The following is a 20475-nucleotide window of genomic DNA, read 5'->3' on the forward strand; positions in this document are numbered from 1 at the left end:
GCGAAATCGCAATCAGCAGCTATAACTCATTGGTAATTCTTCGGATATTCCATGATGGTTGCTACCCGAGAGACGCTGCGTAGCTGGTTTTATCGCCCGTGGTTTTTGGCGATGATCGCGGCTGTCCTCAGTGCCTGCCTGCTGATCGCCGGCGGAATGTTCGTGGCAATGCGACAGGTCGAGCAAAGCGAAAGTCAGGAAATGAACGCGCAAGGCGAACGTTTCCTCGCCCGCCTCGAACAATTGTTCGGCCAGTTACGCGAAAGTCTTGACGATCTCGAAGCGCAGCCATTGCGCAGTTGTGACGATGAAATGATCGCGACCCTGCAGCAAGTCACCTTCAACTATCGCTTCGTCTACGAAGCGGCTTACATGGACGCCACGCGGATCTGCTCCAACCGCCCACGTCAGGAAGGCGTGTCGGTAGTACGGGCGCCGGATATCAGAGGGCCGACTTACAGCTATTGGCTCAATACCACCACCGAACCCGATGAAAACCGCGCCGCGCTGATGCTGGGCCGCGGCAATTTTCGTGTGGCCACATCACGTGGGCATCTGACCGACATGGTCGATCTGTCGCCCGGCAGCAGCCTTTTGGTGGTTCTCGATCACGGCACCCGGGCGATCCCGGTCCTCGGTACGGCGCAGGCCTGGCCACCGACCGAACATTGGCCACCGAAAAGCCGCGAGTCATTACAAGTCACTCAGACTCGGCTGATCTACCGCATGCCCACCAACAACCCGGAATATCAACTGGTGCTGATCACGCCGCGCACCGGCATGCACATCCCTGCGATCTGGTGGTGGATGGTTCCGGCCTGTCTAGTGCTCGGCGCATTCCTAGGGTTCTTTGTGTTCTTGCTGGTGCGCCAGCGCCAGTCACTGGACGCCGAACTCAATGGCGCCATTCGCCGGGGCGAGCTACAGGTGCTCTACCAGCCGATCTTCGACCTCGACAGCCGCAACTGCGTCGGCGCCGAAGCGCTGCTGCGCTGGCGCCGCCCCGACGGCACACTGACCAGCCCGGACCTGTTCATCCCCATGGCGGAAAATACCGGGCAGATTCGGCAGATGACCGACTTTGTCCTCCAGCGTTTGCTGGAGCAACTGGGTCCGGTGCTGCGAGCCAATCCGCAACTGTATATCTCGGTCAACCTGGCTGCCTGCGACGTGATGGTGCCGCGCATCGGCCAGGTCATGGCGCGGCTGCTAACGCTCCATCGTGTAGCCGCGCGGCAGATAGCCTTCGAGGTCACTGAGCGTGGCTTGATTGACGTGGTGGTGGCGCGGGAAAACCTGCAAGCCTTGCGCGATGTCGGCCATCAGGTGTTGATCGACGACTTCGGCACCGGCTATTGCAGCCTCGCCTACCTGCAAACCTTGCCGGTGGACTGCCTGAAGATCGACAAAGCGTTTATTGATGCACTGGGTCATGACGCCGCCAGCAGCGGCGTCGCTCCGCACATCATTCACATGGCCCAGGCGCTGGATCTGAAGGTGATTGCCGAAGGCATCGAACTGGAATCACAGGCTGAGCTGCTCAGTAGCGAAGGCGTGAAATTCGGTCAAGGCTGGTTGTTCGCCCATGCGCTGAGCGCGGTGCAGTTCATCGAACTGATCACCCGTGGCCGACGCCTCGCGGGAAGGCGTATGGACGACGAAGCCTAAACCGCGAGCGCCATATAGAACTGCGTGCCCTGCCCCGGCCGCGAATAAACCCCCATGCGTCCGCCATGCAGCTGGACGATTTCCTTGCACAGCGCCAGACCCAGTCCAGCGCCGCCCTTCTTGCGCCCGACCTGCACGAACGGCTCGAAGATTCGCCCTTGCTGGCCGTAGGCAATGCCTTCACCGTTGTCTTCGACGCTGATTATCACCCGCTCGCCATGCCGACGTGCCTGCAAGCGAATCTGACCGTCGCGGGCGGTATGGCGCAGGGCGTTGTCGATCAGGTTGTCGAGCACGCGATCGAGTTGCGCCTGATCAGCCTGCAAACGTGGCAGCGGCGCCTGTACTTCGACATTCAGGGCGATGCCCTTGGCCGCCGCCGAATCGGCAAAGCGCAGCTGCGCCTGCTCCAGCAAGTCTTCGATGGAGCATGGCGCCAATGTGAGTTTCTGCAGGCCATTCTGATAACGCGAGAAGTTAAGCAAGTCATTGATCAACTGCATCAGGCGCTGCATTTCCTCATTCACGGTGTCGAGCAGATCAGCCTCGCGCGACTCCGCTGGAAACTTCGCTCGCTCGCGGAACAAACCGAAGGCCATGTGCATGCCGGTAACCGGCGTGCGTAGCTCATGTGAAGCGCGCAGCACGAATTCACTGCGCACCCGTTCGAAGGCACGCTGCTCGGTGACATCGTGCAGCACCATCACCGCGCCGAGAATATGCCCTTGGGTATGACTGACCGGCGTCAGGCTGTAGGTCAGCAGGCGTGATTCGCCGTCAACCTCAATACTCAAATCTTCCGGCGCCCGCTCCAGCGTGCCGCCGCGCAGCACCAGTTGCAGCTGCGCATCCAGCTCTGGTCGTTCCAGCGCCGTGCCCAGTCCCTGGCCGAGACGATCATCGCCCCAACCCAACTGCCGCTGAGCGACGGGATTGAGGTGCTCCAGATTCCCCTGGCGGTCGATCATCAGCAAGCCGTCATCGATGCTGTCGAGTACCGCTTGCAAGCGTTGCTGGCCGGCGAGCAATTCATCGACGTTGGTCGCCTGATGTTCGCGCAGTGCCTCAGCCATCATGCCGAAACGCTTGGTCAGCTGATTCATTTCCATCGCCGACGAAATCGGCAGGGTCACTTCAAAATTGCCTTGGCCGATATTGTCCGCCGCTTGCGCCAGCGCCTCGATCGGCGCGCCAAAACGCCTGGCAATCCCGTGGGCCGTGATGAAACCGATGATCAGCACCGCCAATCCGACAAATCCAAGCAGACCCGCAATCAACAAGGCACGGTCACGCGCCTCACGCTGTACCGCGTTGATGTTATCCAGTGCATGCTTGTGCTCGGTGATCAGTCCGTTGCGCAACGTATTGAAGCGCTCCCTGAAGTCAGCGCTGCTGCTTATGGAGCCGGCCGGGTCACGCGACAAATCGAAAGCTTCCAGGAAGCTCAGATAATCCGCTTTTGCCCGACTGAAGCCGTATAGCCGACCATCGCCCTCTTGCTCTTGGGCGATGCCTTGGTCCAGCAACTCGAAGTAATGCTGTTTCGACGCTTCGAACGCCACGGGATCAGGCTTTTCGGCCAGCATGATGATCAGTTGATCACCCAGCGTCTGCCGCAACTTAAGCCCCAGATCCAGAGTGACGAAGTTGCTGCGCACCAAAGCTTCTTGAGTGCCGGCCATCTGCATCACGCTGACCAGCCCGAGCAACAGCCCGAGCAAGGCCACCGTGATCAAGGCGGAAATACTCAGGAACAACCGCGTGCGCAACTTCATCGCCAGTTTCATCGCCCGGCGCTCACAGGTTGTACTGCTTGCGCTTGCGATACAGGGTCGAGGCGTCGATGCCCAGGGTTTTCGCCGCTTGATCCAGCGTGCCGGCGGTGGCGAGCACCGCGCCGATATGGGCTTTTTCCAACTCGTCGAGACTCAGCGCCGCACCGACTCTTGGCGCATTGTTGGCCGGTTGTTCGGCCATGCCGAGGTGGCTGATTTCCACGCGTTCCTGCGGGCAGATGATGCTCGCCCGCTCAACCACGTTACGCAGCTCACGAATGTTGCCCGGCCAGCGGTAGCCCAGCAGCGCCTCGCGAGCCTCGTCGCTGAAGCCCCGTGCCGGACGTGCGTACTCTTTAACGAAGCGAGCGAGGAAGCGATCAGCCAAAGTCAGAATGTCTTCGGCGCGCTCACGCAGTGGCGGCAAGTGCAGGGTGATGACGTTCAAGCGATAGAGCAGGTCTTCACGGAAACGCCCGTCACGGACCATGTCTTCCAGGTTGAGGTTGGTCGCAGCCAGAATGCGTACGTCAGCGCGACGGGTGACTGGATCCCCTACCCGCTCATATTCCTTGTCTTGAATGAAACGCAGCAACTTGGGTTGCAAAGTCAGGGGAAAATCGCCGATCTCGTCGAGAAACAGCGTACCGCCGTCGGCCTGATTAACCCGGCCCAGCGTGCTTTCACTGGCGCCGGTAAACGCACCGCGACTGTGGCCGAACAGCTCGCTTTCCATCAGTTCGGCGGTCAACGACGGACAGTTGATGGTCACGCAGGATTTCTTCTCACGTTTGCTCCAGCCATGAATCGCTCGGGCCAGCTCACCTTTACCGGTACCGGACTCGCCGAGGATAAGAATGTTGGCGTCGGTGCCGGCGACCTGGCGGGCGGTTTCCAATACGACTTTCATCGCCGGGCTGTGGGAATCGAGCCCGTCCTTCGGTTTGCGGATCTCGCCTTCCAGCGCTTCGAGGCGCGCTGACAGTTGGCGCACTTCCAGTTGCTTGGCGGTGGCCAAACGCAACTGATCCGGGCTGCACGGCTTGACCAGATAGTCGGCGGCGCCCGCCTGGATCGCATCGACGGCGGTATCGACAGCCGAATGCGCGGTGACGATGACCACGCGCATCCACGGCGCCTGAATGCGCATCTGCGCCAGCACGTCGAGACCGTTGTCTTCGCCCAGGCGCAAATCAAGGAAGCACAGGTCGAAGACCTGGCGCTGCAACAATGCCTCGGCCTGAGCCGCGCTGTTGGCGGTGGCCACCGTATAGCCCTCGTCTTCGAGGCAATAACGGAAAGTACGCAGGATGGCGGATTCGTCGTCCACCAGCAGAATGCGGCCTTGATGCTCAGTGGCAGATTCCATTTTTCCTACGCTCCATAGTGATTGGTCTTGGGTTAGTCCCGGAAAAATCGGGCAAGTTGCATGGTTGATTCTGAACGATGCCAGCCATAGGAGGGTAGCTCTCTCCTGCCTTTACAGCCAAGTTGTTGGTTTTGCTGGTTTTTTAAACAAATTCAGATTTGCAGGGCATTCCCTGCGTACTTTTCTGACATCTACGCCCTGCTCTCAATTCCATAAGAATGAATTCTCCTACGAAAAAATCGTGCATTGCGCACGACCCCAGAGGACCCATCGTGCAGGATGCGTCGCAGACGTTTTTCATCATGCTTACAACTCATTGATTTTATTGAATATTTTTCAAATAAAAAACTGGCATGCAGGCTGCAATATCTCACTCATCCCGGGCAGATCAGAACTGCCCCAACCGAATAAGAGTGAGGAACCCAGGATGACTCGCCCACGTGCCGCCCAAGTGCGTATCTCGCCACTGTACATCCAGCAAGGTCTGTTTGGCGTATTGGCGCTGCTGATCACCCTGATCGCCTGCCAGCAATACCTGCGCTGGGAAAACAGCCAGCAGGTTGAGCCGTTGATTTCGATCCAGCACAACACGCAAACGCACTTCAGCGCCGTCAGCAGCAGTCAGGCCGAAAGCGCCTCGATGCGCATGATGGACGTCGATCAGGCGCAGCCACTGGATCAACTGCCACGTGAAGAGCGCTGGGTTTTCTAAAGAGCAAACGAATTCGGGCGCAGAGCGCCGGAACACGTAACACCCCCAAATAGAGAAGTAAGGAGAATCACCATGTTGAGCTGGGCAATTACATTCTTGATCATTGCCATCATCGCTGCAGTACTGGGCTTCGGTGGTATCGCGGGCACCGCCACGGGTATCGCCAAGATTCTCTTTGTCGTGTTCCTGGTGATGTTCATCGCTTCCTTCTTCTTTGGCCGTCGCGGCCGAGGTTAACGATGAGTGTGTTAAAGACACTGGCAGCCGCCCTGCTTCTGGGCGGTAGTGCCATGGCGATGGCGGCCAATGACGGCCAGACGCGAGTCAACGAACTGTTGAGTTCCGACCCGCAATACCGGGAAACCTGGGAAGGCGTGGTGAAGAAGGAAGAGCGCCTGCCGGAATGGGTGATGAACCTGTCCGGCACGCCTGACCAGCAAATGAATGCCGTAACTGAAGATGGCGACCAGTATCTGGTCGGGCCGCTCTGCGAATCCGCAGACAAGTGCTTGAACCACCGCTTGATCGTCGCGTTCAGTTTCGACAAGAAAGACGCTTACGCCATGCTCGTTGATGTGCCCGAGGGACTGCCGGCCGACAAGTCGCCAACGCGACATGCCACCTACCGCTTCCTCGGCAAACCCGACCAGGGCATGCAGGATCTGCTGATGGAAACCCTGAAAAAAGATCCGAAGTGGTACTGATCTGCACATGAAGACAGCAGCCCTGCTGTCTTCCATTGCGCCGACCTGAGGAAGGCTGGCGCATGACCAGGGGGCCGGGACGTTCTGACTGTTGCAGGGTCGGAGTGACCTACGGGTACAGGGAGTGCCTGCGCGAGGGCCGGGTCAGGGTAAAAGCTGCGCCGCAGGTTCGCCGACCCACAGTGGTTCGACGGACTTGCGCTGAGCTTTCAAACACGCAAAACATTGATCCAGAGCGTCCAGCTCATCCTTTTTATCGCTGACACTGCGCGCAAAAACATTACGCGGTGTTTCACGGCGACCGTATATCGACAAAGAGACCGTTTAAACAGTAGGACTTCTAGTCTTCCTGCGTAGGCTTTTTCCTAGATTTTTTGTCGATTTTTCTCGTTCAAAAAATAACCAACCCACGCTGTAAAGACCGGTTCACGGCACTTATGCCGGCCGAAATGTCACAATCGAACCGGTTGGGACGCCAGTTTCATTTAAAAAAGCTCATGCCGATTCGGCATAGGGTAGGCGTTTACGGCATTAGACGGCGCAACCTTGCATCGGAATAGTTGCGCCTTTTTTCGCCTGCCGAAGAGCCGTAATCACGCGCTTCGGGGCACCTTATACGGAGGCAGATGCACAGACTTTTCCGCTAATGAGCGTTCCAGTTCCTGCATGTGCCTGAGTCAAACGCAAGTAAGGGTAAAGATAATGAAGAAGGCAAAAATTAGCCTCGCCTGGCAGATCCTCATCGGTCTGGTTTTGGGTATTGCAATTGGTGCGTTGCTCAACCACTTCAGTGCCGAGAAGGCCTGGTGGATCAGCAACGTCCTGCAACCGGCAGGCGATATCTTTATCCGTCTGATCAAGATGATCGTGATCCCGATCGTCATCTCTTCCCTGATTGTCGGCATTGCCGGCGTGGGCGACGCCAAGAAGCTCGGGCGTATCGGCCTGAAGACGATCATCTATTTCGAAATCGTCACCACCATCGCCATCGTCGTCGGCCTGTTGCTGGCCAACCTGTTCCATCCGGGCACAGGCATCGACATGAGCACCCTCGGCACGGTGGACATCTCCAAGTACCAGGCAACCGCCGCCGAGGTACAGCATGAACACGCGTTCATCGAGACCATCCTCAACCTGATCCCGTCGAACATCTTCGCGGCCATGGCCCGCGGCGAAATGCTGCCGATCATCTTCTTCTCCGTGCTGTTCGGTCTCGGTCTGTCGAGCCTGCAGTCGGACCTGCGCGAGCCGCTGGTGAAGATGTTCCAGGGCGTCTCGGAAAGCATGTTCAAAGTCACCCACATGATCATGAACTATGCGCCGATCGGCGTGTTCGCACTGATCGCGGTGACCGTCGCCAACTTCGGCTTCGCCTCGCTGCTGCCGCTGGCCAAACTGGTGATCCTGGTTTACGTCGCCATCGCCTTCTTCGCCTTCGTGGTACTGGGCCTGATCGCCAAGCTGTTCGGCTTCTCGGTGATCAAGCTGATGCGCATCTTCAAGGATGAGCTGGTGCTGGCCTACTCCACTGCCTCCTCGGAAACCGTGCTGCCACGGGTGATCGAGAAGATGGAAGCCTACGGCGCACCGAAAGCCATCTGCAGCTTCGTGGTACCGACCGGTTATTCGTTCAACCTCGACGGTTCGACCCTGTACCAGTCGATCGCCGCGATCTTCATTGCTCAGCTGTACGGCATCGATCTGTCGATCAGCCAACAACTGCTGCTGGTCCTGACCCTGATGGTCACCTCCAAAGGCATCGCCGGCGTACCGGGCGTGTCCTTCGTGGTACTGCTGGCCACTCTGGGCAGCGTCGGTATTCCGCTGGAAGGTCTGGCGTTCATCGCCGGTGTCGACCGCATCATGGACATGGCGCGTACCGCTCTGAACGTGATTGGTAACGCCTTGGCGGTACTGGTTATCGCACGTTGGGAAGGCATGTACGACGACGCCAAGGGCCAGCGCTACTGGAACTCCCTGCCGCACTGGCGCAGCAAGGAAAAACTGCCAGCAGGCGAAATCTCCAAGAACTGACACAAATCCCTGTAGGGGGAGCCTGCTCGCGATGAGGGCTGTACATTCAACATCTCTGTTGTCTGATACACCGCGATCGCGAGCAGGCTCACTCCTACAGTGGACCGAGTCAGCCAAACGAACCCCGGAGAAATCCGGGGTTTGTCGTTTCTGGCGACCCCGCTATCATTCGCCGCATTCTTCGGGGGATTTGACTGATGCTTAATGGCCTGTGGCTTGGCTTCTTCATCGTGGCAGCCGTATCGGCGCTCGCGCAGTGGCTGATCGGCGGCAACGCCGGGATCTTTGCGGCGATGGTGGAAAGCATTTTCGCCATGGCCAAGCTCTCGGTCGAAGTCATGGTGCTGCTGTTCGGCACCCTCACCCTGTGGCTGGGCTTTCTGCGCATCGCCGAGAAGGCCGGGATCGTCGAATGGCTGGCCAAGGTACTCGGCCCGCTGTTCCTGCGGCTGATGCCGGAAGTCCCGGCCGGCCACCCTGCCCTTGGCCTGATCACCCTGAACTTCGCCGCCAACGGTCTGGGCCTCGACAACGCGGCCACGCCGATCGGCCTGAAAGCCATGAAGGCGCTGCAGGAGCTCAATCCCAGTGCCACCATCGCCAGTAACGCGCAAATCCTCTTCCTGGTGCTCAACGCCTCCTCCCTGACCCTGCTGCCGGTGACGATCTTCATGTACCGCGCCCAGCAAGGCGCGCCGGACCCGACACTGGTGTTCCTGCCGATCCTGCTGGCGACCAGTTGCTCGACGATCGTCGGCTTCCTCTCGGTGGCGTTCATGCAGCGTTTGCGGATCTGGGATCCGGTGGTGTTGGCGTATCTGATTCCCGGGGCGTTGATACTGGGTGGTTTCATGGCGCTGCTGGGCACCCTTTCGGCGACGGCTCTGGCAGGATTGTCGTCGATCCTCGGCAATCTCACGCTGTTCGGGTTGATCATGCTGTTCTTGCTGATCGGCGCGTTAAAGAAAGTGAAGGTCTACGAGGCGTTTGTAGAGGGCGCCAAAGAGGGCTTCGATGTCGCGAAGAATCTGCTGCCGTATCTGGTGGCAATGCTCTGTGCTGTAGGCGTGTTGCGTGCCTCTGGTGCCTTGGACTTCGGGCTGGACGGAATTCGCCATCTGGTCGAGTGGGCCGGTTGGGACACGCGCTTTGTCGATGCGCTGCCGACAGCAATGGTCAAACCGTTCTCCGGCAGCGCGGCACGGGCGATGTTGATCGAGACGATGCAGACCTCGGGGGTCGACAGCTTCCCAGCGCTGGTCGCGGCGACGATTCAGGGCAGTACCGAGACCACGTTCTATGTGCTGGCGGTGTATTTCGGCGCGGTGGGGATTCAGCGGGCGCGGCATGCGGTGGGGTGTGCGTTGCTGGCGGAGTTTGCTGGTGTCGTTGGCGCCATTTTCGTCTGCTACTGGTTCTTCGGCTGAACAAATATCCAATGTGGGAGCGAGCCTGCTCGCGAAAGCGGTGTGTCATTCACGTTGATGTGTCTGACACGACGCCTTCGCGAGCAGGCTCGCTCCCACAGGGATTGATGCCTGGCTTAAGGTTTCGGTGGGGCAAGTCTTTGGCCTTGATCTACGGCCCACGCGACGACTTTCGCGGTGAGGCGATCACTGGCCTGGCCAAACCCGGCGACCACCGCCGGCACCTGAACATCACTCAACGGCTGACGCTCTTCAAAGCGGCGACTGGCCAGAATCCGCTGGTCATAACCACGCACCAGCAACGCATCAACCCGCACCACGACGCTGGCCTGCGTGCCCTGATACTCGGTCTGAAACGCCTGCAAACTGCCGCCCAATTCCAGATCCGCAGCAAAGTTGCTGTCATCGGTACTGAGCAACGTCACCCGACCATCACTCTGAAACCCATCCAGCAGACGATTACGCACCAGCACCGGCGCCGGATCGCTCCAGCGCGAGCCCTTGTAGCTGCTGATCACATCGCCCTGCGGAATCACCGCAATCGTCGGCCGGTTCAACGCCTCACTGGCCTGCAGCTTGTTCAGCCGCAACGACCACTGCTGCGTTGCCGCCGAGCTGGCCGAGGCGGGCGCCTGTGCGGCCGGCAGGCGATAGACATCCGACGGCTCGGACTGGGGCAGAATCGAACAGGCGCTGATCAGCGTGAAGCCGGCGAGGAGGGCAAGTCGAGTCAGCTTCATGGTGTGAATTCCTTGTTCTTGTCACGGCCCAACAGGTAGCCGCTGGGGTTGGCCTCAAGGCGTTGCGAGATGGCGCGCAACGAAGTCAGCGTCTCGCGCAGTTCGCGGATCGCCGGGGCCAGGCCATTGAGGCCCTGCATGCCGTTATCGAGGGAGTTTTCGTTTTTGCTGAGCAAAGTACTGATGGTTGCTGTGCTTTGCTCCAGCGACTTCATCGCTTGCTCGGCGCTACCCAACGCTTGCTTGCCCTGATCGTTGATCAAGCCGTTGGCGTTGCGCATCAGTAACGAGGTCTGTTCGAGCATGCTGCCGGCCTGTTTACCGACGGTCGCCAGTTGCTGCATGGCTTGCTTGATGTCACCGCGCTGATCATTGATGGTGCCGGTAGTCTGCTCCAGATGGGCGAGGGTTTTGCTGACGCGCTCGACGTTCTCGGCAGAGAACATCTGATTGGCGTTCTGCAGCAGCGCAGTGATGCCGGTCATCAAATCGTTGGAGTCATTGAGCAAGCGCGAAATAGGCGAGGGCGACGCGACGATGGTCGGCAGATTACCGTCATGCCCACGCAGTTTCGGGCTTTCCGGGGTACCACCGCTGAGCTGGATGATCGACGTCCCCGTGATCCCGGCCAGCGCCAGCTTGGCCTGGGTGTCTTCCTTGACCGGCGTATCACCGGCCAGACGAATCCGCGCCAGCACCCGCCGTGGATCTTTTGGATCAAGGCGCAGGTTGATCACATCGCCGACCTTGATCCCGCTGTATTGCACAGGGCTGCCCTTGGACAAGCCACTGACCGCCTCGCTGAAGACAATCTCGTAATCCTTGAATTCGGTGTCGACGCTGGACTTGGCCAGGAACAGACCGAAGAGCAGGGCGCCTGCCACCACAATCACCGTGAACAGGCCGATCAACACATGATGGGCTCGGGTTTCCATGTCAGACCTCGTTGAGCAATTTGGCGGCGTCCAGCGCCGAGCGGCCGCGCGGGCCGTGGAAGTATTCGTGAATCCACGCGTCGTCGGTTTCCGAAACGACGTCGATGGGACCTGCGACCAGGACTTTTTTCTGCGCCAGCACCGCCACGCGGTCGGTGATGGTGTAGAGCGTGTCGAGGTCGTGGGTCACCAGAAATACGCTCAGACCCAACGCATCGCGCAGGGTCAGAATCAGTTGATCGAACTGCGCAGCGCCTATCGGATCAAGGCCGGCAGTCGGCTCGTCGAGAAACAGAATATCCGGATCCAGCGCCAAGGCCCGCGCCAGCGCAGCACGCTTGATCATGCCGCCGGACAGCGACGCCGGGTATTTGTCCGCCGCCGACAGCGGTAATCCGGCCAACGCCAGTTTCACTGCCGCCAGGTGCTCGGCATCGTTGCGGCTGAGGCCCGCATGTTCGATAAGGGGCAGGGCGACGTTCTCGGTGACCGTCAGCGAGGAGAACAGCGCGCCTTTCTGGAACAGCACACCGAAGCGTCGTTCGACCAGCGAGCGCTCATGCTCGGACAGGCTCGGCAGGTTCTTGCCGAACACTTTGACCATGCCTTCGCTGGGCCGGCGCAAACCGACGATGCTGCGTAGCAGCACCGATTTGCCGCTGCCGGAGCCACCGACCACGGCAAGAATCTCGCCTTTGTACAAATCCAGATCGAGGTTCTCGTGCACGCTTTGGCTGCCGAAGCGATTGCACAGGCCACGGACTTCGATCACCGCCTCCGAGGGCGCGCGGGGTAGACGACTCACCAGCCCATCTCCATGAAGAACAGCGCGGCCACCGCATCGAGCACGATCACCACGAAAATCGATTGCACCACAGCGGAGGTGGTATGGGCGCCGACCGACTCGGCACTGCCGCTGACCTTGAAGCCTTCCAGGCAACCAATCGCGGCAATGATGAAGGCAAAGATCGGCGCTTTGACCAAGCCAACCAGAAAGTGCTGCACGCCGATGTCCGACTGCAACAGCGTCAGGAACATCGCCGGCGAGATATCCAGCGACACCGCACACACCACGCCGCCACCGATGATCCCGCAGAGCATGGCGAGAAAGGTCAGCATCGGCAGCGCCACCAGCATCGCCAGCACGCGCGGCACCACCAGCAGCTCCATCGGGTCGAGGCCAAGGGTGCGGATTGCGTCGATTTCTTCGTTGGCCTTCATCGAGCCGATCTGCGCGGTGAACGCGCTGGCGGTGCGCCCGGCCATCAGGATCGCCGTGAGCAGCACGCCGAATTCGCGCAGGAACGAGAAGCCCACCAGATCCACGGTAAAAATCGTCGCGCCAAAACTGGCCAGCACCGTCGCCCCGAGAAACGCCACCACCGCACCGACCAGAAAGGTCAGCAACGCCACAATCGGCGCGGCGTCGAGGCCGGTCTGCTCGATGTGCGCAATCATTGGGGTGATGCGCCAGCGCTTGGGCCGGAACAGGTTGCGAGCGATGGTTTCCATGATCAGGCCGACGAACCCGAGCAGTTGCAGGGTGTCTTGCCAGACCGTGTCGACCGCGCGACCAATGCGCGTCAGCAGCTGCACGCTGACGCTGATTTCCGCTTCCTTGATCGGCACGCAGAAATCGGTCATCGAGCAGTACACGGTTTGCAGCAGCGCGCGGTCGGCGGAGGTCAGGGTGCAATCGGGGTGTTCGGCGGATTTGCCCAGGCGCTCGGAGCCGAGCAGTTCGACCAGCAACGAAGCGCCAGCGGTGTCGAGGGCGCCGAGGCTGTTGAGGTCGATCGGGGTGTTGGCATCGTACTGGCCGTGGAGCTTTTCGCTCAGTTGCTTGAGCTCGGCGTAATGGGCAAGCGTCCAGTCCCCCGTGACCCGCAGGCGGGCAGGGGTTATCGACGTGTCCAGTTGGGCATTACCGCTGATCGAGCTGCTGGTCATAAGCTCCGTGCTTGTTCGGCCTTTATGCGAACTAACGTAATAGCACGAACCGGATTACTTTTCTTTGTTCACTGTGCTGTCCGTGACTTCGAAGCGCAGCACGCCGATCACCTGGCCATCCTCGGTCAGCACCCGCACCTGCCACTTGCCCGCCGGGTTGCCGGGGAAGTTCTGCTTGTGCGTCCACGCCCGGTAGCCTTCCTTGCGCCCGCCGTGGATATCGAGGGCGATGCGGTCGACCTCTTTGCCGTTGAATTGCCAGACGTGATAAATCCGCTCATCCAGCCCGCGCGGCGCGTTGATTGCGGTGTAGGCATACAGGCCATCGCCGCGAATCTGCTCGGCGCTGACCGTGTCGAGGCTGGCACCGGGGGTGCGGTCCTGCATTTGCGTGCTGATCGCCACGTCGGTCATCCACAGCGTCGCCGGCGGCACCCACGAACGCAGCGCCCAACCGACGCCGCCAATACCAACGGTAATGCACAGGATCGCCAAGGCATTGCGCAGCGTGCGGATCGGGAAGATCGACGCCAGACTCGGGAACGACAACAGCACGGCAATGCCCAGCGCCCACTTGAAGCTCTGCGCGGTGGTCAGGTGCATGATCACCGGCAACGCAGTGAGCAGGGCGGCGAACAGGGTCAGGGTGTGCAGCGCGAGAAACGCCCAGCGCCGTGGCGCCAGCCATTTGTAATAGAGCGGATCAACGATCGAGATCAGTGCCGCCACGCTGAGCAGGCCGGTGAAAAACAACTGGCCACTGTTCCAGGTCGTGGTGATGAAGAAAAACGGCAGGACGAAAAACAGGCTTTCCTGATGGATCATCTGCGTCGCGTAACGCAGCAGCGGCTGGGGGATCTCGCGTTTGAAGATGCGAGTGAAGAGGCCGGTAAGGGTGTTCTCCAGCATCAGCCAGATCCAGCTGAGCAGCATGATCACGGTGACCCAGCTCGCCAGACCCTGCTGACGATCGACCATGATGAAACTGCCGACCCCGGAGATGAACCCGCCAAGCGCAATGACCCCGGGATAGCGCTTCATCAGTTCGAGAATGCGCTGGATCAGGAGCTGTATTTTTGGCATTTGGGCGGTTCACGACTGGATAGGAAAAAACCTCGACAGAGTAGCGCCCGCCGGGCGCTGTGGCGAGGCTGCCGGTCACTTAAAACCAACGCATTCCCTTGTAGGAGTGAGCCTGCTCGCGATAGCGGTGTATCAGCCGAAGAAATGGTGACTGAAGGACCGCTATCGCGAGCAGGCTCACTCCTACAGGATTAGTGCTCGGCCGGCCGGCGGCGGTGATGCAAACGCCAACCGATCAGGACCAGCAACACCAGACCCAAGCCACCCGCACTCAGCCACAACACCTGATCATCACTGATCAACGGCTTCTCGATCCGCAGATACCCCGGTTGCAACAGCAACTCACGCATGGCCTTGTTCGCCGCTTCCAGCGTCACGCCTTGAAGCTCGCGCGCCGGGTTGGCAAAGCGGCCGTCCTGATAATCGCCGAGGGCGCTCCAGTAGTAATCCGCCAGCGCACTGTTGCCCTGCACCGCCCAGGTCTGATGGGCGATGGAAGCCTGTTTGATCCGCGCAAAGGTGTCCGGATCGAGGCCGTTTTTCAGCAGGTCGGCCTTGAGGTCTTCCAGCACCTGAATGGCTTCGTCGACGTCATCACGATCCAGATCGGCGTTCAGACTCATGAAGCCCACACCGCCAAATACCTCACGCTCAGCCCATGGCCCGTAAGACAAGCCGTGGTTGAGGCGGATCTGTCGGTACAACGCCCAGTCGAGGTAATCCTTGAGAATGTCGAAGGTCTGGTCGTACTGATCATCGAGCATCGGTTCCGGCACCAGCCAGTGCAACTTGGCGCTGTCGCCGATAAAGCCACGGGTGAGGGTGCGTTCATGGGCGGCGCTGGTGCTGATGTCCGGCAGTGCACGGTGCTCGCTCGGCTCAACCGCTTCGAGCGCGCCCCAGGTGCGCTCCAGATAGGCCGGCAGCAGTTTGTCGAGTTCGCCGACGACAATCAGGGTCATATTGTTCGGCGCATACCAGGCCTTGCGCACCTTCTCCAATTGCTCCTGAGTCAGGTGACCGACCTCGGCGCGCTGCGGGCATTTCAGGCCCAGTTCGACGGCGAGCTGATTGCTCGCGGTGTGGCCGAGATCCTGACGATCGAGAAAGCGTTGCAGGCGCGTGTAATGGCCACCGTCCTCACGCTCGACCACGCGTTTGGCGGCGTTGATCGCATTGTCGTCAATGCGCGTTTGCGTGAGCAGAGCGAGCAGCAGGTCGAGGACCTTGCGCTGATTCTTCGCCGGTGCTTCGATGACGAACGTGGTATCGGCGTTGCTGGTAAAGGCATTCCAGTCACCGCCCAGTGCTTGCATGCGCTCCTCCAGACCGCCTTCGCCAGTGGCGTCGATGCCGCTGAACAACAGGTGTTCGAGCAGGTGCGGCAGCTCTTTTTCAGCGCAATCGAAATCATCGAGGCCAACGCCAACCACCAAGCGAATCGCCACATGCCCGCGTTCGGTGCCGGGTTTGAGCATCAGCTGCAAACCGTTGGGCAGCGCATAGCCTTCGACCTGAAAACGATCCAGGGCAAAGGCGGGCAGGGAACCGAGCAACAGACAGGCGAACAACAGGCAACGCATAACAGGCTTCCGTACGGCTGATTTGGAGATCCGTGTCGCTATTCAGGCCGCCATTCGCGAGCAGGCTCGCTCCCACAAGGGAATATATTTCAAATGTGGGAGCGAGCCTGCTCGCGAAGGTCTTAAGGCTGAATCAATGTAACTGACTAAACCCAGCCCCAGTCGTTCAAGGCGAATGCGTAATGTCGGCAATATCATCCGCCGCCAGCGCTCCGGTGTCCGCCGTTTCCAGCACCACATACGCACTGCCGCAAAACAGCGAATTCAGGCGTTTCATGTCGGCAATCAACTCCAGATGCAGCGAGCTGGTCTCGATACTCTGGACGATCTTGCGTTGCAAACGGCTGACATGCGCATGGGCCAGACGGCGCTCCTGTGCGCGAAAGCGGCGTTTCTCGCGCAGCAACTGCCGGGCGCTTTCACGATCGCCACTGAGGAATACCGACAGGCCCAGACGCAAGTTAGAAATCAGTTGCTGCTGCAATCCGGCCAGATCCTCCAGACCTTCCTCGGAAAACGAACGGCGCTGCGAGGTCTTCTGCTGCTGGATCTTGCGCAGCATGCGTTCGATCAGGTCGGCAGCCAATTTGAGGTTGATCGCCAGCTCAATGATCTCGGCCCAGCGTCGACTGTCCTGCTCGCCGAGGTCTTCGCGGGGCATCTGCGCCAGATACAGCTTGATTGCGCTGTACAAGGATTCGATGTCATCGGTCAGCCGACGTATTTCCTGGGTGACAGCGGTCTGCTTGCCGCGCAGTACATCAAGAGTGGCGTCGAGCATGTTCTCCAGCAGATCGCCCATGCGCAGGGTTTCCCGCGCGGCGTTGGCCAGCGCCAGGCTCGGTGTGACCAGTGCAGTCGCGTCGAGATGACGCGGTTTGGCAGTGCCGTTGACCTCCGGCCGTTCCGGCAGTAGCCACGCGCAGAGGCGCGCCATCGGGCCGACGCTTGGCAGCAGAATCAGGCAGCGCGCGGTGTTGTAGAGCAAGTGGAAGCCGATGACCATTTCCTGCGGGCTGAAGTCGAGGCTGTCGATCCAGTGCACCAGCGGGTCGAGCACCGGGATGATCAACAGCAGGCCGATCAGTTTGTACAACAGACTGCCCAGCGCCACTTGACGGCCAGCGGCGTTCTGCATGCTGGTGCTCATGAACGCCAGCACGCCGCTGCCGATGTTGGCGCCGATCACCAGACCAATTGCCACCGGCAAACTGATGACCGCAGCACCGGCCAGCGTCGCGGTGAGCAGCACGGCGGCGAGGCTGGAGTAGGAAATCATCGCGAATAATGCGCCGACCAAGGCGTCGAGGAGGATGTCGCCAGTCAACGAGGCGAAAATCACCTTCACGCCTTGAGCGTGGGTGATCGGCGCGGCGGCTTCGACGATCAATTGCAGCGCGAGAATGATCAGCCCGAGCCCGATCGACACCCGGCCCATCTGTCCGAGCCGCGTCTGTTTGCGCGACAGAAAGAAAATCACCCCGAGAAAAATCAGCAGCGGCGACAGCCATGACAGGTCAAACGTCAGCACCCGCGCCATCAGCGCGGTACCGACGTCGGCGCCGAGCATGGTCGCCAGCGCCGGGGTCAGCGCCATCAGTCCTTGGCCGACAAATGAAGTGACGAGCATCGCGGTGGCGTTGCTGCTTTGCACCATCGCGGTCACGACGATGCCGGCGACAAAGGCGAGCCAGCGCTTGGACATGTTTTGGCCAATCACATGGCGCAGGTTGGTGCCGTACACCCGCAGGATGCCGGTTCGGACGATGTGCGTGCCCCAGATCAACAGGGCCACGGCGGAAAGCAGATTGAGCAGGGTGAGCATACAAACCCCCTGTAGTAGCAGCGCCCCAGAGGGGCAAGTTGACGGTACCGCGCGGTTTCTACGTTTTTGATACTTAAGCTGTAGTTGGCTAACGGTCTGGGCGCCAGCATTGCACAGCTAAAGTGTCGATTGAAACAAAAGTGTCATGAAAGGCGCTTCATCCACCCACCTGAATCCGACACGGTTCCCGTGTGTTGCCCAAAACAAATGTGGGAGCGAGCCTGCTCGCGAAAGCGGTGGATCAGCCAACATTTCTGTCGACTGACACTCCGTCTTCGCGAGCAGGCTCGCTCCCACAGGGGTACTGCGTATTGCCAGACTACCGGGTTACTGGCCCGGGATGTCCTTGCGCAGTTTCACCGGGTCTTGCTGCTGTTTTTTCTTGGCCATCGCGCCGCGCAGCTTGATGTTGATCGCTTCCACCGCCAGCGAGAACGCCATGGCGAAGTAGACGTAGCCCTTCGGCACATGCACGTCGAACGACTCGGCGATCAGCACGGTACCGACCACCAGCAGGAACGACAGCGCCAGCATCTTCAGCGACGGGTGCTTGTCGATGAACTCGCTGATCTTGCCCGAGGCCAGCATCATCACCAGCACGGCCACAACGATCGCCGCAACCATCACCGGCACGTGGGAAACCATGCCCACGGCAGTGATCACCGAATCCAGCGAGAAGACGATGTCGATGATCGCGATCTGGATGATGGTGTAGAGGAAGTTGCCGCCCTTGCCGCCGGGGGTGTCGTCGCTTTCGTCTTCGCCTTCCAGTGCGTGGTACATCTCTTGCGAGCTCTTCCACAGCAGGAACAGACCACCGAAGAACAGGATCAGGTCGCGGCCGGAAATGCCTTGGCCGAACACTTCGAACAGGTCGGCGGTGAGACGCATGACCCAGGTGATCGACAGCAGCAACAGGATGCGCGTGATCATGGCCAGGCCAAGACCGAAGATCCGGGTGCGCTGCTGCATGTGCTTGGGCATGCGGCTGACCAGGATCGAAATCATGATGATGTTATCGATGCCGAGGACGATTTCCAGGGCGGTCAGGGTGAAGAAGGCAACCCAGATTTCGGGGTTGGTCAGCCATTCCATGTGTATTCCTTTGAGCGATTGTTAAACCGAAAAAGGTCCGGGCTTCAAACCGCGAAGCCAGGACCCGAAACGGTGAGTCTTGGGCTTATAGAGTGCTGAACACCGGGAAAGTCCCCAACAGCAGTGCAGCAATCAGGATGCAGATACATACCAGGATCGCCCATTTCAGGGTGAAACGCTGGTGGTCACCGAAATCAATGCCGGCCAGGGCCACCAACAGATAGGTCGATGGCACCAACGGGCTCAGCAAGTGGACGGGCTGACCGACGATCGAGGCACGGGCCATTTCGACTGCGGTGATCCCGTAGTGGCTGGCGGCTTCGGCCAACACCGGCAACACGCCATAGTAGAACGCATCGTTGGACATGAAGAAGGTGAAGGGCATGCTCACCAGCGCCGTGATCACGGCCAGATACGGGCCGAGGAAATCCGGAATCACTGCCAACAGGCTCTTCGACATCGCATCGACCATGCCGGTGCCGGACAGGATACCGGTGAAGATACCCGCCGCAAAGATCAGCCCGACCACTGCCAGCACGCTACCGGCGTGAGCCGCGACGCGATCCTTCTGCATCTGCAGGCAAGGGTAGTTGACGATCATGGCAATACTGAACGCCACCATGAACAACACCGGCAATGGCAGCAGGCCGGCGATCAGCGTGCACATCAGGCCGAAGGTCAGGGCGCCGTTGAACCAGATCAGTTTTGGACGGCGTGCGTCGGGGAATTGCGAGACGCTGATTTCGCTGTGATCGACATCATCGCCAACCAGATGCAGCTCACCGAGACGTGCACGCTCACGCTTACCGTAAAAGTAGGCGATGACCAGGATCGCCAGAACACCAGCCGCCATCGCCGGAATCATCGGCACGAAGATGTCCGACGGGTCGACATGCAGAGCACTGGCGGCACGGGCAGTCGGGCCGCCCCACGGGGTCATGTTCATCACGCCACCGGCGAGGATGATCAGACCGGCCATGATCCGCGGGCTCATGCCGATGCGGCTGTACAGCGGCAGCATGGCGGCCACGCAGATCATGTAAGTGGTCGCGCCGTCACCATCGAGGGAAACGACGAGCGCCAGTACGGCGGTGCCGACCGAAACCTTCAGCGGGTCGCCCTTGACCAGTTTGAGGATCTTGCGCACGGCCGGGTCAAACAGGCCAGAGTCGATCATCAGGGCGAAATAGAGAATGGCGAACATCAGCATCACGCCAGTCGGCGCAAGCTTGGTGATGCCTTCGAGCATCATCGGACCGATCTTCGGTGCAAAACCGCCGAACAGGGCGAAGACGATCGGGATGATGATCAGAGCGATCAGCGCGGACAGGCGCTTGGTCATGATCAGGAACATGAACGTGATGACCATGGCGAAGCCAAGGAAAGTCAGCATGGGAATACTCCAGGCGTAGCGCGGCTAGTTAAATGAGCAGATCGGACGGGATCAGCGCAGAACGGGAAGCACGAGACGTACGGGCGGAGTTGAAGCGAGGAGGCGGGTTACAGAGGACATCAGAATCACCATTGTTGTTGTTAATTGGGCCGTTCGTGCGAGGTATCACACGCATTGGCCAA

The 20475-nt window shown here is 59.7% G+C and carries 17 protein-coding genes; 6 read left to right on the forward strand and 11 right to left on the reverse strand.

The window, feature by feature from the left end:
* Positions 1-54 precede the first annotated feature (54 nt).
* Positions 55-1668 (forward strand): EAL domain-containing protein, encoded by a 1614-nt coding sequence (locus ACI514_RS25060; RefSeq protein WP_174244487.1) that lies wholly within the window; start codon positions 55-57, stop codon positions 1666-1668.
* Here the strand turns inward: ACI514_RS25060 and ACI514_RS25065 are convergent.
* Both ACI514_RS25065 and algB read right to left on the reverse strand, forming a co-directional pair.
* Complete coding sequence (locus tag ACI514_RS25065; protein WP_405122585.1) at positions 1665-3455, reverse strand: ATP-binding protein; 1791 nt, start codon at positions 3453-3455, stop codon at positions 1665-1667. The two genes, ACI514_RS25060 and ACI514_RS25065, sit on opposite strands and share 4 nt — an antisense overlap.
* 10 nt (positions 3456-3465) lie before the next feature.
* A complete protein-coding gene (gene algB, locus ACI514_RS25070; RefSeq protein ID WP_047297450.1) occupies positions 3466-4812 on the reverse strand; it encodes a sigma-54-dependent response regulator transcription factor AlgB in 1347 nt (448 codons plus the stop codon).
* Between the two features lie 427 nt (positions 4813-5239).
* On the opposite strand from algB, the gene ACI514_RS25075 reads away from it, so the two are divergent.
* The 5 genes from ACI514_RS25075 (at position 5240) to ACI514_RS25095 (ending at position 9689) form a co-directional block, all read left to right on the forward strand.
* A complete protein-coding gene (locus tag ACI514_RS25075) occupies positions 5240-5524 on the forward strand; it encodes a hypothetical protein (RefSeq protein ID WP_405122586.1) in 285 nt (94 codons plus the stop codon).
* A gap of 72 nt (positions 5525-5596) precedes the next feature.
* Positions 5597-5761 (forward strand): DUF1328 domain-containing protein, encoded by a 165-nt coding sequence (locus ACI514_RS25080; protein ID WP_003177151.1) that lies wholly within the window; start codon positions 5597-5599, stop codon positions 5759-5761.
* A 2-nt stretch (positions 5762-5763) separates the two neighbouring features.
* A complete protein-coding gene (locus tag ACI514_RS25085) occupies positions 5764-6228 on the forward strand; it encodes an inhibitor of vertebrate lysozyme family protein (protein WP_160054491.1) in 465 nt (154 codons plus the stop codon).
* A 702-nt stretch (positions 6229-6930) separates the two neighbouring features.
* Positions 6931-8262 carry a glutamate/aspartate:proton symporter GltP gene (gene gltP / locus ACI514_RS25090; RefSeq protein ID WP_034152229.1) on the forward strand — a complete coding sequence of 444 codons (1332 nt, stop codon included), beginning with the start codon at positions 6931-6933 and terminating at the stop codon, positions 8260-8262.
* Between the two features lie 197 nt (positions 8263-8459).
* A complete protein-coding gene (locus tag ACI514_RS25095) occupies positions 8460-9689 on the forward strand; it encodes a nucleoside recognition domain-containing protein (protein ID WP_150731535.1) in 1230 nt (409 codons plus the stop codon).
* Between the two features lie 116 nt (positions 9690-9805).
* Here ACI514_RS25095 and ACI514_RS25100 read toward each other — a convergent pair whose 3' ends face one another.
* The 9 genes from ACI514_RS25100 to ACI514_RS25140 all read right to left on the reverse strand — a co-directional run bounded on the left by ACI514_RS25100 (position 9806) and on the right by ACI514_RS25140 (position 20293).
* Complete coding sequence (locus ACI514_RS25100) at positions 9806-10429, reverse strand: ABC-type transport auxiliary lipoprotein family protein (protein ID WP_160054487.1); 624 nt, start codon at positions 10427-10429, stop codon at positions 9806-9808.
* Positions 10426-11364 (reverse strand): MlaD family protein, encoded by a 939-nt coding sequence (locus tag ACI514_RS25105; protein ID WP_116028634.1) that lies wholly within the window; start codon positions 11362-11364, stop codon positions 10426-10428. The genes ACI514_RS25100 and ACI514_RS25105 overlap by 4 nt, the downstream gene beginning before the upstream one ends.
* 1 nt (position 11365) lies before the next feature.
* Entirely contained in the window at positions 11366-12169 is an 804-nt protein-coding gene (locus tag ACI514_RS25110) for an ABC transporter ATP-binding protein (RefSeq protein ID WP_007911797.1), read from the reverse strand.
* Complete coding sequence (locus ACI514_RS25115) at positions 12166-13314, reverse strand: ABC transporter permease (RefSeq protein ID WP_160054483.1); 1149 nt, start codon at positions 13312-13314, stop codon at positions 12166-12168. Before ACI514_RS25115 ends, ACI514_RS25110 begins: the two co-directional genes overlap by 4 nt.
* A 54-nt stretch (positions 13315-13368) precedes the next feature.
* Entirely contained in the window at positions 13369-14397 is a 1029-nt protein-coding gene (locus tag ACI514_RS25120; RefSeq protein WP_405122587.1) for a DUF5924 family protein, read from the reverse strand.
* 191 nt (positions 14398-14588) lie between these two features.
* Positions 14589-15980: a pitrilysin family protein gene (locus tag ACI514_RS25125; RefSeq protein ID WP_160054479.1), complete on the reverse strand. Its 1392-nt coding sequence runs from the start codon at positions 15978-15980 to the stop codon at positions 14589-14591.
* Between the two features lie 166 nt (positions 15981-16146).
* Positions 16147-17805: a Na/Pi cotransporter family protein gene (locus ACI514_RS25130; protein WP_137218434.1), complete on the reverse strand. Its 1659-nt coding sequence runs from the start codon at positions 17803-17805 to the stop codon at positions 16147-16149.
* Between the two features lie 327 nt (positions 17806-18132).
* On the reverse strand, positions 18133-18900 hold the full coding sequence (locus ACI514_RS25135) for a TerC family protein (protein WP_034152222.1): 768 nt from the start codon (positions 18898-18900) through the stop codon (positions 18133-18135).
* An 85-nt stretch (positions 18901-18985) separates the two neighbouring features.
* Positions 18986-20293, reverse strand: coding sequence for a CitMHS family transporter (locus tag ACI514_RS25140; RefSeq protein ID WP_095119664.1), 1308 nt, complete (start codon positions 20291-20293; stop codon positions 18986-18988).
* Positions 20294-20475 lie beyond the last annotated feature (182 nt).

The sequence above is a fragment of the Pseudomonas sp. M20 genome (assembly GCF_045037865.1).
In the GTDB taxonomy this organism is placed as follows: Bacteria; Pseudomonadota; Gammaproteobacteria; order Pseudomonadales; family Pseudomonadaceae; genus Aquipseudomonas.

What these genes read in the sequence shown, in the direction of transcription:
- ACI514_RS25060 (WP_174244487.1), top strand. Translation starts at nt 55, where the DNA reads ATGGTTGCTACCCGAGAGACGCTGCGTAGCTGGTTTTATCGCCCGTGG.
- ACI514_RS25065 (WP_405122585.1), bottom strand. Translation starts at nt 3,455, where the DNA reads ATGAAACTGGCGATGAAGTTGCGCACGCGGTTGTTCCTGAGTATTTCC.
- algB (WP_047297450.1), bottom strand. Translation starts at nt 4,812, where the DNA reads ATGGAATCTGCCACTGAGCATCAAGGCCGCATTCTGCTGGTGGACGAC.
- ACI514_RS25075 (WP_405122586.1), top strand. Translation starts at nt 5,240, where the DNA reads ATGACTCGCCCACGTGCCGCCCAAGTGCGTATCTCGCCACTGTACATC.
- ACI514_RS25080 (WP_003177151.1), top strand. Translation starts at nt 5,597, where the DNA reads ATGTTGAGCTGGGCAATTACATTCTTGATCATTGCCATCATCGCTGCA.
- ACI514_RS25085 (WP_160054491.1), top strand. Translation starts at nt 5,764, where the DNA reads ATGAGTGTGTTAAAGACACTGGCAGCCGCCCTGCTTCTGGGCGGTAGT.
- gltP (WP_034152229.1), top strand. Translation starts at nt 6,931, where the DNA reads ATGAAGAAGGCAAAAATTAGCCTCGCCTGGCAGATCCTCATCGGTCTG.
- ACI514_RS25095 (WP_150731535.1), top strand. Translation starts at nt 8,460, where the DNA reads ATGCTTAATGGCCTGTGGCTTGGCTTCTTCATCGTGGCAGCCGTATCG.
- ACI514_RS25100 (WP_160054487.1), bottom strand. Translation starts at nt 10,429, where the DNA reads ATGAAGCTGACTCGACTTGCCCTCCTCGCCGGCTTCACGCTGATCAGC.
- ACI514_RS25105 (WP_116028634.1), bottom strand. Translation starts at nt 11,364, where the DNA reads ATGGAAACCCGAGCCCATCATGTGTTGATCGGCCTGTTCACGGTGATT.
- ACI514_RS25115 (WP_160054483.1), bottom strand. Translation starts at nt 13,314, where the DNA reads ATGACCAGCAGCTCGATCAGCGGTAATGCCCAACTGGACACGTCGATA.
- ACI514_RS25120 (WP_405122587.1), bottom strand. Translation starts at nt 14,397, where the DNA reads ATGCCAAAAATACAGCTCCTGATCCAGCGCATTCTCGAACTGATGAAG.
- ACI514_RS25125 (WP_160054479.1), bottom strand. Translation starts at nt 15,980, where the DNA reads ATGCGTTGCCTGTTGTTCGCCTGTCTGTTGCTCGGTTCCCTGCCCGCC.
- ACI514_RS25130 (WP_137218434.1), bottom strand. Translation starts at nt 17,805, where the DNA reads ATGCTCACCCTGCTCAATCTGCTTTCCGCCGTGGCCCTGTTGATCTGG.
- ACI514_RS25135 (WP_034152222.1), bottom strand. Translation starts at nt 18,900, where the DNA reads ATGGAATGGCTGACCAACCCCGAAATCTGGGTTGCCTTCTTCACCCTG.
- ACI514_RS25140 (WP_095119664.1), bottom strand. Translation starts at nt 20,293, where the DNA reads ATGCTGACTTTCCTTGGCTTCGCCATGGTCATCACGTTCATGTTCCTG.